The sequence below is a fragment of the Bacillus cereus group sp. BfR-BA-01355 genome, from assembly GCF_022663675.1.
GTDB lineage: Bacteria > Bacillota > Bacilli > Bacillales > Bacillaceae_G > Bacillus_A > Bacillus_A thuringiensis_S.
Window position 1 is genome coordinate 1 of sequence record NZ_JAKUFY010000140.1, and the last position, 11,641, is coordinate 11,641.

Here is an 11,641-nt window from a genome sequence, read left to right on the forward strand (position 1 = left end):
TATCTTGCTTTAACTCAATGTACGCTTCAGTTTTTTTTTCCACTGCATTTGAGTCTTTTATAAATAATTCACGCGCTTCTTTCATACCACCATCTTCAGCAACTACTGGCTCTTCTTCTGCTTTCAGCTCATCTACCTTTGGAGATACAGCTTGAATTTCAATCGTTTCTGGCTTTTCTTCTGGCTCAACTTTTTTCTTACTAAAAATTTCTTTCGTTTCTTTTAACGTCTCTACAACAGATGGCGTTAATTTTTTAATTTCTGCTACTTTCGCTTTTACCACATTGAAATCAGCAAGTTCGCGTCCTTTATCTGTAACAGTTTGCACTTTTTCTTTGATCTTTGCATTTTCACCAATTTCAATCATCTTTGTTTTTGCTTTTTCTGCTGTATTTTTTACTTTTTCACGGTTTTCTTTCTTTAACATGGATACAGCTACACCTGCCGCTACACCAATCGCAATGTTTCGAGCAATATTATTTTTCTTTGCCATATTCCTTCACCCTTTCATTTCTTATGTTAGAAAGTATTTCTTTCTAAGCTTCCTCATATTCCTTGTTCATTTCGAATGAAAGCTAATAGCTTTGCACACCCTTCTGTTACAAGGTCATATACTTCTTGGAAATTCCCTGTATAGTAAGGGTCAGGAACGTCTGTCCAGCCACCGTCTGGAACAAAGTCGGACAGTCTACCAATATAGCCTCCAGTTTTACCTAAACTTTTTAAATCTGCTATATTCTTGTTGTCCATGGCAATAATATAATCAAACTTTGTTAAGTCTTCTTTTTCTACTTGCCTTGCTTTAATTCCTTCAAAAGTGACTGCATTTTCTTTTAAAATTTTTTGTGTTCCTTTATGTGGCGGATGGCCAACATGCCAATTTCCAGTTCCTGCAGAATCAATGACAATTTTCTCTTCGAGTCCCTCTTTTACGACAAGATCTCGAAAAATCGCTTCTGCCATTGGAGAACGGCAAATGTTCCCAAGACAAACAAACAATACTTGAACCATGTTTTTGTTTCTTCCCTTCTTGGTGCATTTCTTAATATATACTTATAGTATAAACAACCAATTATTAAATATAAAGGAAATCCCTACTAATTTAATAGGATTGAAAAGATTCATTAACGAAAATGATAAAAAATGTTAAGATAGCCTTATGTTATTTTAAAGGGGGACACTTCGGTGGATTTATCCGTAAAGTCAGAAGAAAACGTTGAATATATGGTCGAAGCTATTAAAGAAAAATTACGTATGGTTAATGCTGGAGCGATGAGAGCTGCTAGTTTTAACGAAGAAATGTACGAAGATTTACGTGACATTTATGATCATGTTATGAAACGTGAAACTTTCAGCATTAGTGAAATGCAAGCTATTACAGAAGAATTAGGTACATTAATTAAAAAGTAAAAAAGCCTCTCTTATATGAGGCTCTTTTTTATTTCCAACAAATTCATGACAACTCTTCTCTTTCCCTCAACCAACTGTAAAATATTGTACAATAGAAGTAGAACCTCATCTTAGATTTTTTCTCCATACATACTACTCACAAATAATAGCAACACTACCATTGCTAACTGTTTTTACTGGAGGTGCTTACTTATGAGCAATTGGTACAGTAAGACGAAAGATCAAACATTAATTGACCTAGAAACAAACGAACAACACGGTTTAACAGATGAGATTGTAAGTGACCGTTTAAAGCAATACGGTTCTAATGAATTAGCTACAAAACAAAAACGCACTTTATGGCAGCGTATTTTCGCCCAAATTAATGACGTCCTCGTATATGTCCTTATTATTGCTGCCCTTATTTCTGCCTTTGTAGGTGAATGGGCGGATGCCAGTATTATCGCGCTCGTTGTAGTTTTAAATGCTGTTATCGGTGTTGTCCAAGAATCGAAAGCAGAACAAGCTTTAGAGGCATTGAAAAAGATGGCGACGCCTAAAGCTATCGTCAAGAGAAATGGTGAACTAAAAGAAATTCCATCTGAGCACGTCGTTCCAGGGGATATCGTTATGCTCGACGCCGGACGATATATCCCATGCGATTTACGCCTTATCGAAACCGCAAATTTAAAAGTTGAAGAATCTGCTCTAACTGGTGAATCTGTCCCTGTTGATAAAGATGCAATCTACCACCCTTCCATGCAAAGTGATGAGCAAGTACCACTCGGCGACCAAAAAAACATGGCCTTTATGTCTACTCTTGTAACATACGGAAGAGGCGTCGGTGTTGCTGTTGAAACTGGAATGAACTCACAAATTGGTAAGATTGCTACCCTGTTACATGAAGCAGACGATGATATGACACCACTTCAAAAAAGCTTAGCACAAGTCGGAAAGTATTTAGGCTTTGTTGCTGTAGCTATTTGTATCGTGATGTTTCTCATCGGCTTTTTACAAGGACGAGATACACTAGAAATGTTTATGACTGCTATTAGTTTAGCCGTTGCAGCTATTCCAGAAGGCTTGCCAGCTATCGTTTCCATCGTTCTTGCAATTGGTGTGCAGCGTATGATTAAACAAAACGTCATCATCCGTAAACTTCCTGCTGTTGAAGCTCTCGGGTCTGTCACAATTATTTGTTCAGATAAAACAGGCACATTAACGCAAAACAAAATGACTGTTACTCACTTTTATAGTGATAACACATACGATCACTTAGAACATTTGAATGTAAATAATGATACGCAACGTCTATTGTTAGAGAATATGGTGCTATGTAATGATGCGTCTTACAATAACGAATCACAAACCGGGGACCCGACTGAAATTGCTCTTCTGGTGGCCGGAAGCACTTTTAACATGCAAAAAGATCATTTAGAAAAAATACATGAACGTGTTAACGAGCTACCTTTCGACTCAGATCGTAAAATGATGTCAACCGTGCATACATACGATGAAAACTGCTATAGCATGACGAAAGGTGCTATCGATAAGCTCTTACCTCGATGTAACCATATTTTTAAAAACGGGAAAATCGAGATTTTAACTGATTCTGATAAAAATCAAATATTAGAATCTGCCGGAGCAATGTCTCAAGAAGCTTTAAGAGTACTTTCATTCGCATTTAAAAAATACAATTCAAACGATGTGGATATAAATCATCTTGAAGAAAATCTTATCTTTATCGGTCTTGTCGGTATGATTGATCCACCGCGAACTGAAGTGAAAGATTCAATTACAGAATGTAAAAAAGCCGGTATTCGCACAGTTATGATTACCGGTGACCATAAAGATACCGCCTTTGCAATTGCCAAAGAACTTGGCATTGCTGAAGAAATATCTGAAATTATGATTGGAACTGAATTAGATAACATTTCAGATACAGAACTAGCTAGCAAAATTAATCATTTAAATGTATTCGCTAGAGTCTCTCCAGAGCATAAAGTGAAAATTGTAAAGGCATTACGCGCAAAAGGAAATATCGTTTCTATGACTGGTGATGGTGTCAATGATGCACCATCTTTAAAGCAAGCTGATGTTGGCGTAGCGATGGGCATTACAGGAACAGATGTCGCAAAAGGAGCAGCTGATGTCGTGTTAACAGATGATAATTTCTCATCTATCGTGAAAGCTGTTGAGGAAGGTAGAAATATTTATCGTAACATAAAAAAATCAATTCTCTTCCTACTCTCTTGTAACTTTGGAGAAATTATCGCTTTATTTTTAGCGATTTTACTTGGCTGGGCAACACCCCTACGACCTATTCATATTTTGTGGGTAAATTTAATTACAGATACACTGCCTGCATTATCACTTGGGGTTGATCCTGAAGATCCAGATGTGATGAAGGAAAAACCACGACATGCGAAAGAAAGCCTATTTAGTGGTAGCGTTCCTTTTCTTATTTTCAATGGGGCTGTCATTGGGATTTTAACGTTAATAGCCTTTATCGCCGGAGCAAAATTCTATACTGGAGATACAAATTTATTCCCTCTTTTCCCAGAGCGAATTGATGAGGATGCTCTATTACATGCCCAAACGATGGCATTTGTCGTTCTTAGTTTTTCTCAGCTTGTTCATTCATTTAACTTGCGTTCAAGAACGAAATCGATTTTTTCAATTGGGATCTTTACAAATAAATATTTAGTCTTCTCCCTTCTTATCGGTGTTCTTATGCAAGTTTGTATCATCTCCATCCCGCCCCTTGCAAATATATTCGGTGTACATGCATTAACGATGCGAGATTGGGGATTTGTTCTCTTATTAAGTATCATTCCACTTGTTGTGAATGAAATTATTAAATTAGTGAAGAGAAACTAAAAGGCAATGAGGACTATTCCTCATTGCCTTTTCATTTATCCTTGTAATTCTTTTTTGATATTCTCTGTTAATGTAGCCATACGCTTGCGACTTTCTTCACGCTCACGTTTATTTTGTTCTTCAATTTGTTGTGTTTCTTGCATACCTCTTGAAATAATGTTCCAAGTTTCCTCAAGTGTTTCCATTTTAATACTAGAAGAACCTGATAATCTCGCTACTTCTACACTTTGCGTTGCGATATTTTGTGCATTTTTCTTAAGTAATTCATTTGTACGGCGATCAAGTTCAGCCATAGAATCTGCAACAAGCTTTTGACGTTTCGCATTTACTGCTTGAATGATACCATTTTTAAAGATAGGAATCGTCGTAATAAATGCTGTATTGATTTTACCAATTAATTTATTATTACCACGTTGAATCATGCGAATTTGTGGTGCTGTAAGTAGCGCAACCATACGAGCTTTTTCTAAATCATCAATACGTTGCTCTAAAATTTCAACCGAGTTTTTAAGCGACTCTAATTCAATACCTGCTAATTGATCATTATTACGCACGCGCTCTTCATACATCGGAACTAATTCTGTATTTAAACGCTCTAATAACATTTCTCCTGCTACTACATACTTCTCTAAGTCTAAATAATATTTTAAGTTTTGCTCATACAAGCCATCTAACGTACCAATTGATTTTTTCATCTCATCTTGGTACTTCGTAATTTCCACATAAACTTTATCAATTTCGCGGCCCATCGTTTGATATTTACTAAAGATTTGTTCTATCATTTTATCCGCTTTTTTGAACATGCGCGAGAAGAAACCACTTTTTTCTTCCGCAAAGTCTTTACTATCAAATCTGTCCATAATTTTACCAAGTTGCTTTAACAATTCACCAGAATCTTCTATCTTTGATAGAGACATTGTATGTAAAATTTGATCAGCGAAACGTGAAATTTCCATAGAAGGTTCTTTTCCAAGTTCAATTAATTCCAGTTGATCTTTAATATCTACTGCGTTATAAATACGTTGCACATCTGCATCTTGTCTAAGTTGCAAGCGAACATCTTGTGCGGTTTGCTCATTCAATTCAGTTTTCGAATCTAGTACGACTGGGTTATTCATATGGTATTCTCCCTTTCCTTATAAAAATGGACGAAATAGTCCTTTTATTGTTTGTGATAAATTTTTATAGGCTGATGAACCATGAAACTCAAGATCGAAATTAACTTCTTCAAGCCAATGGGAATCGAATGCTCCTGCTTCAACATACGGTTCAATATCGTTTCTGCCCGTGGGATTGAAATGGAATACATCTACTCCAATTTGATTCAAAAATAGTAATAAAACAGCGTCAGAACGAGTTAATTCTCCACTCTTCTCATTATTAAATATAACAATTTTCGGTACATCTTGTGAATAATCAAATTTCTCAAGCTGTTCTAAAATATTAGGTGGTATTTGAGAAAGTTGTGCGAAAACATACAGTGCTACATCTTGTTTCGTTTCTTTCGCAATTGGTTTGCACATTTCACTTTCGCACGTATGGATAATCGCCTCTGCAATCCCATGTTGTAAACCTTCCGGTAAACGCTTATGCGGCCACCAATGGCTATTCATAATTAGATCAGGATGTAATTTCCCAGCTCGGTCCAATGCATCTCGATAATGATATTGGAAATTTGCTTTTTGCTCTTTCGTAAATGGGAATGTATTAATTAATAAACTGTTATCAAATGATGTAACAACCTTTAATCGTTGAAAATATTCTTTATCATTCTTTGAAACGCCTGATATTTTCGCAAATAAAGAAGGAATATAAATATGTTTATTTTCAACAAAGAATGTTGGACGTACAAATGCCTTTTCTTTCGTAATTAAAAAGAGTTCATCATATGTCGTTTTTAACGTACGTGCTACAGGTGTATACGAACGAAATTGCCACGGTTTATATAATAGTGAATTATCGTGGTGAAGTACTTGTTCAATTTCTTTCGAAGCTTGATACGCTACTGTTGCAACACGCTCACGTCGACGATCAGGGAATGGTTCAAGCGAAATGCGACCCGGATGAGATACAACAAAAGTTCTTCCCTCTTCATCAATATTTTCAAATCCATCTTTTCCTTCGGGGTGATAATAAAGCACATCACAACCGAGCATAATAAGAAAATATAAGAAATATATACGGCTTTCCTGTGCATCACCATACCAAACGATACGCGGCATTTGTTTCTTATAATTAATCGTAGAGAACCACTTCGCTACGTAATTTTCGCTTAGTTTAATTATGTCGATTAAGAAACGACGGAAACCTTCTGTCTTTAACGACTGATTATGTTGTTTCTCATATAATTTCAATACTGAAATGAACGTCGCATGTATGTAATGCTGTAAATCAGGATTGTCTACTTTCGGTAAAAGTTGTTTCCCAGATAAGTGTGCAACTAGCCTATTTACTGTCAGACCATTTGGTGCTTCTTGATGTAATCCGAACACTTCTTGAATATGACGAAGCTTTTCCGAATCAATCACTTTGTTTAAATTTTGTTCGTGTAAAACTTCGATTCCTTTCGCTTCACTATAATCAAACAGTTTATTAAAATATTCATCTACATCATTAGGAACGCCAAGGATTCGACATGCTATATAACTAAATTTCATTTCATTCTCTGTCAGCTCATATTGTGGGCGTTTTTCTAAAAGTGTTTCAAATTGCTTTAAATCTGATTCATCTTTTAATGCATATGGTTGAAGTGTAAAACGTGAAAACACAACAGTTCACCTCCAAAAACATTTACGTTTTTTCTAAATCTTCCTTCTATTATAAACTATTTTTGGTTATAAAAAATGGGCGCTCGTAAAACGAGCAAACCCATTTCAATTATTTATTGTCTTCTTTAGTAGCTGCAACTTCTTCTTTAGCTTGTCCAGAATTCTTCATGTAGTGAATTATAAATGTTGCTCCAAATGCTACAACTAAAATAATGAAGAACAGTGTATGACTAATATGAATATCAATTAGAGACAATAGCATTTTCGATGCGATAATTAAGATTAAAATATATGCTGTCGTTTCAAGCTCTGGAATACGCTCTAACAATTTTAAGAATACACCAGCGATACCACGCATCATTAAAATACCGAGCATTCCGCCTAATAATAAAATCCAAACTTCATTAGATACACCAAATGCAGCAAGTACGCTATCTACAGAGAACGCGATATCCATTAATTCAACCATCGCAACTGTTCCCCAGAAGACACCGAACATTCTAAAGAAAATACTGTTTTGATTCATACCGTGAGCTTCGTCTTCTTCACTTGCACCTTTACGCTTATCAATAAAGTATTTTACTGATAACCAAGCAAGGTAAAGTGCACCAAGAAGTTTTACCCACCATAATTTAATTAAGAACATTCCAATTCCAATCGCAATAAAGCGGAACACATAAGCTCCAATAAGTCCATAGAATAATGCTTTTTTACGTTTTTCTTCCGGAAGGTGTTTTACCATTACTGCTAACACAAGTGCGTTATCGGCAGATAACAAACCTTCAAGTACAACAAGTGTACCTATTAATCCCCAAGATACTGGATCTTGCAACACTTTAATCCACATGTCCAAGTCGAAAAACTGAGCATACGTATCAAGGATTCCTTGCAAAATACTCATCTTACCTTTATCCCCTATTCTTTGCTAGATTTATAGAAAGGTCAAAAAAAGGAAACGAATATCGTTTCCTTTCTATGCATCCAAGCCATACGCTCTTACAAGCGCACCTAAACCACCTTGGAATCCACTTCCTACTGCATTAAACTTCCACTGTCCATTATGACGGTATAATTCACAAAAGACAACTGCTGTTTCGATGGAGAAATCTTCCCCTAAATCAAAACGAAGAACTTCTTCATTCGTCTCTTCATTTGCTAAACGAACAAACGCATTTCCTACTTGTCCAAAGTTTTGACTACGGCCTTCTGCATCATAAATCGTAACTGTAATAGCAATTCTGTGCACATCTGCTGGAACTTTCTTTAAGTCCACAACAAGTTGCTCATCGTCACCTTCACCTTCACCTGTACGGTTATCTCCTGTATGTAAAACAGATCCACAAGGAGACTGTAAATTATTATAGAAGATAAAATCAGTTTCCTTCGTACATTTTCCGTTTGCATCTAATAAAAAGGCAGATGCATCTAAATCGAAATCTGATCCACCGTCATAAGATTTAATATCCCATCCAAGACCAATTACTGCTTTTGTTAAACCAGGGCTTGTCTTACCCAAATCAATTTTCTGTCCTTTTTGTAATTGAATAACCATCTATATTCACCTCTATATTTTTATCTTTAAAAATATATCCATCGGTAAACATACATTTCACCGATGGATATATAAATTAAATCTATTACTCTACGTCTAAACCAAAGTTATTACATAGAGACGCTAATCCACCTTGGAATCCACTTCCGATTGCATTGAATTTCCAGTCACCTGCATGACGGTATAATTCACCTACTACTACGGCTGTTTCAATAGAGAAATCTTCTCCTAAATCGTAACGAATTAATTCTGCATTCTTTTCTTCATCTAAAATACGTACGAAAGAGTTAGAAACTTGTCCGAAGTTTTGGCTACGACCTTCTCCATCATAGATTGTAATTGTGAAACAAATACGTTCGATATGTGCAGGTACATTTTTCAAATCTACTTTGATCGATTCGTCATCGCCTTCACCTTCGCCAGTTCGGTTATCTCCTAAATGCTCGACAGCACCATTCGCACCTTTTGGGTTATTATAGAAGACGAAATCCTCTGCACCTGAAACTTTACCGTTAGCGCCTACTAAGAAAATACTAACATCTAAATCGAAATCGTTTTGTCCGTCATAACGATTCGTATCCCAACCTAGTCCTACAAGAACTTTTGAAAGACCCGGATTCGTTTTTGTTAAGTCTACCTTTTGTCCTTTTTTCAATGAAATTGATGCCATATTCAATTCCTCCTCGGTTTATTTTATTGATAACGTGATACAATCTCACTTAAGTTTTTATCTTGTGTGCCTTCTCCAACAGCTGAAAACTTCCATTCACTTCCGTGACGATACATTTCACCTGCAATTAGAGTCGTTTTGCCAGCATAATTATCCGATAAATTATAGCGTGCTAATTCTTCACCAGTTTGCGGGTTTTGAATACGAATATATGCATTACGAATCATCCCGAAATCTTGACGACGATTTACACAGTCATAAATATTTACAACGAATACTAAACGATTAATACGGCTCGGAACTTTATGTAATTCTACGAAAATTGTTTCGTCATCACCAGCGCCTTCACCTGTTAAATTATCTCCTGAATGAATAATACTACCACAAGTAGAAAGTTTATTTCCGAAGTAAACTAAATCATTTTTGTTTAAAAAACGATCTCCTTCTAACATAACAACAGATGCATCACAATCTACATTTGGTTTACTTCCAAATAATGAAGACAGAAATCCACCTGATTGCCCAATTGGATCCCAGCCTAAGCCAACCTGTAGTTTTGCTACTTTTGGTTGTCCTTTCGTTAAATCGATCTTTTGACCTTTTTCTAAAATAATAGGCATGAAGTTTCTCCCTTTCTACAAAGCATTTTCCAAATCGGAAAATATTGTATTCTTCTCTTATATTGTAGCATTATTTACCTAGCGATAAAAAGGATAAATTCTCAGTTATATGAAAACATTCATATAATTTACTTATGATGATGTAAGAAGTGGTAAATAGCACCAATCATTCCTGCACAATTACCGTTTTGTGCAAGTTCAATCTCACAATTATTATAAATCTCTTGGTTTAAGTATTTACTGACCTCTTCTTTTACTTCTTTTAAAAACTCATTTCCTCTATCGGTAATTCCTCCACCAATAATAATCTTTTCTGGATTGAAAATATAAGCAAGATTACTAATTCCGATTGCCAAATGTTTAAAGAAGATCCTAACTGCTTGAGCAACTTCCCGATCTCCTTTATCATACAACTCGAAAATTAATCTCCCATTCCACTCACCTTTTCCTTTATATTTTCTGACAAGACGAATTAATCCTGAAATCGAGGCAACCTCTTCAAACGGTTTTCCTTCTATTAACATATTCCCCCATTCACCAGCACTAAATGAATGCCCTCGGTACAATTCTCCGTCTATAAAAATCGCTCCCCCAATCCCTGTTCCAAGGGTGAGCATAATAAAGTTCTCTTTCTCTCTTCCACTACCATTCCATTTTTCTCCAAACGCTGCACAATTCACATCATTGTCAATCGATACTGAAACTTTTAATATCTCTTGCAATCTATCAATAATAGGAATAGTACGATATCCCGGAATATGATTCGCACCTCCCGTCACAATTCCTTTACTAATATCAACAATCCCCGTGGTGCTAATACCAATTCCTGCAATAGTATGTTCATTCATTATTTTTTTTGATACATATATAAGTTTTTGAATAGTTTGTTCTCCGCCTAAATGAATTTCTGTTGCAACTGTTTTACGCTTTAATACTCTCCCTATTTCTGAAACAATGCCATACTTAATTTGCGTACCGCCAATATCAAACGCTATATACTCTTTCATCTACTGCCACTTCCTCTACCGTTCTGAATGTAAATTCTCCGCCTCTACTATTTGTAGGAAATCTACATTAACTCTTTTCTGCTTTGAGAAATACACCACCTTTTTCTATATATAGTTTTTTTTGCATAAAACTCTTTTTCCTAAGAAATATTACAAAGGGATGTATTTTAGATGGAATATTAATTTCTTAGGAGGAAAACCATGACGAAAATCTTCATTTTAGCATCAACACTCTCTTTATCTTTTTTTAGCGGTTTAAATATTGGTAATGCTGCAACTGAAAACTTCCGCCCATTAACAAACGCTATTGTACAAAATAGTGATCATTTTGCAGAAGGAAACTCAAAGGATAATAATAAACCTCCAGGAAATAACGGTTCTCAGAACGATAGTGGTTCTGGTGACAACGGTTCTGGCGGCAATGGTTCTGGTGGCAGTGGCTCTGGCGACAACGGCTCTGGTGGCAGTGGCTCTGGCGACAATGGTTCCGGCGGTAACGGCTCTGGCGGCAATGGTTCCGGCGGTAACGGTTCTGGTGGCAGTGGCTCTGGTGGCAATGGTTCCGGCGGTAACGGCTCTGGTGGCAGTAGCTCTGGTGACAACGGTTCTGGTGGCAACGGCTCTGGTGGCAACGGCTCTGGTGGCAGTGGCTCTGGAGACAACGGTTCTGGTGGCAATGGTTCTGGAGGCACAGGGGGTGGTGGCAGTGGGTGTGGTGCCAATGGTTCTGGTGGCTCTGGTGGTGGTGGCGGTGG

The 11,641-nt window shown here is 36.5% G+C and carries 11 protein-coding genes and 1 pseudogene; 3 read left to right on the forward strand and 9 right to left on the reverse strand.

Annotation, left to right across the window (positions count from 1 at the left end):
- Together MR167_RS28080 and MR167_RS28085 are read right to left on the reverse strand one after the other, a co-directional pair.
- Positions 1-493 (reverse strand): DUF4075 domain-containing protein (locus MR167_RS28080; protein ID WP_242316021.1); only part of this gene is annotated, 493 nt, incomplete at its 3' end.
- Between the two features lie 53 nt (positions 494-546).
- Positions 547-1,011 carry a low molecular weight protein-tyrosine-phosphatase gene (locus tag MR167_RS28085; RefSeq protein WP_242316023.1) on the reverse strand — a complete coding sequence of 155 codons (465 nt, stop codon included), beginning with the start codon at positions 1,009-1,011 and terminating at the stop codon, positions 547-549.
- A 174-nt stretch (positions 1,012-1,185) separates the two neighbouring features.
- Between MR167_RS28085 and MR167_RS28090 the strand changes: the two genes are divergently transcribed.
- Both MR167_RS28090 and MR167_RS28095 read left to right on the forward strand, forming a co-directional pair.
- Complete coding sequence (locus tag MR167_RS28090; protein ID WP_000366196.1) at positions 1,186-1,410, forward strand: DUF1128 domain-containing protein; 225 nt, start codon at positions 1,186-1,188, stop codon at positions 1,408-1,410.
- Between the two features lie 192 nt (positions 1,411-1,602).
- On the forward strand, positions 1,603-4,269 hold the full coding sequence (locus tag MR167_RS28095; RefSeq protein WP_000073682.1) for a cation-translocating P-type ATPase: 2,667 nt from the start codon (positions 1,603-1,605) through the stop codon (positions 4,267-4,269).
- 35 nt (positions 4,270-4,304) lie between these two features.
- On the opposite strand, the gene MR167_RS28100 is transcribed toward MR167_RS28095, so the two are convergent.
- The 7 genes from MR167_RS28100 to MR167_RS28130 form a co-directional block, all read right to left on the reverse strand.
- A complete protein-coding gene (locus MR167_RS28100) occupies positions 4,305-5,387 on the reverse strand; it encodes a toxic anion resistance protein (RefSeq protein ID WP_001064413.1) in 1,083 nt (360 codons plus the stop codon).
- 18 nt (positions 5,388-5,405) lie between these two features.
- The gene (locus MR167_RS28105) at positions 5,406-7,037 is read right to left on the reverse strand and encodes a YceG family protein (RefSeq protein WP_016097650.1); all 1,632 of its coding nucleotides are present in this window, start codon (positions 7,035-7,037) and stop codon (positions 5,406-5,408) included.
- Between the two features lie 109 nt (positions 7,038-7,146).
- Positions 7,147-7,938: a TerC family protein gene (locus MR167_RS28110; protein WP_000025702.1), complete on the reverse strand. Its 792-nt coding sequence runs from the start codon at positions 7,936-7,938 to the stop codon at positions 7,147-7,149.
- A gap of 72 nt (positions 7,939-8,010) precedes the next feature.
- Positions 8,011-8,589, reverse strand: a complete 579-nt coding sequence (locus tag MR167_RS28115; protein WP_000236653.1) for a TerD family protein — start codon at positions 8,587-8,589, stop codon at positions 8,011-8,013.
- An 85-nt stretch (positions 8,590-8,674) separates the two neighbouring features.
- Entirely contained in the window at positions 8,675-9,259 is a 585-nt protein-coding gene (locus MR167_RS28120) for a TerD family protein (protein WP_000146729.1), read from the reverse strand.
- A gap of 23 nt (positions 9,260-9,282) precedes the next feature.
- On the reverse strand, positions 9,283-9,879 hold the full coding sequence (locus MR167_RS28125) for a TerD family protein (protein ID WP_001121586.1): 597 nt from the start codon (positions 9,877-9,879) through the stop codon (positions 9,283-9,285).
- A 128-nt stretch (positions 9,880-10,007) separates the two neighbouring features.
- The gene (locus tag MR167_RS28130; protein WP_242316025.1) at positions 10,008-10,886 is read right to left on the reverse strand and encodes an ROK family protein; all 879 of its coding nucleotides are present in this window, start codon (positions 10,884-10,886) and stop codon (positions 10,008-10,010) included.
- Positions 10,887-11,087: 201 nt separating this feature from the next.
- On the opposite strand from MR167_RS28130, the pseudogene MR167_RS28135 reads away from it, so the two are divergent.
- A pseudogene (locus tag MR167_RS28135) lies at positions 11,088-11,641 on the forward strand (cell wall anchor protein); the annotation flags it as partial.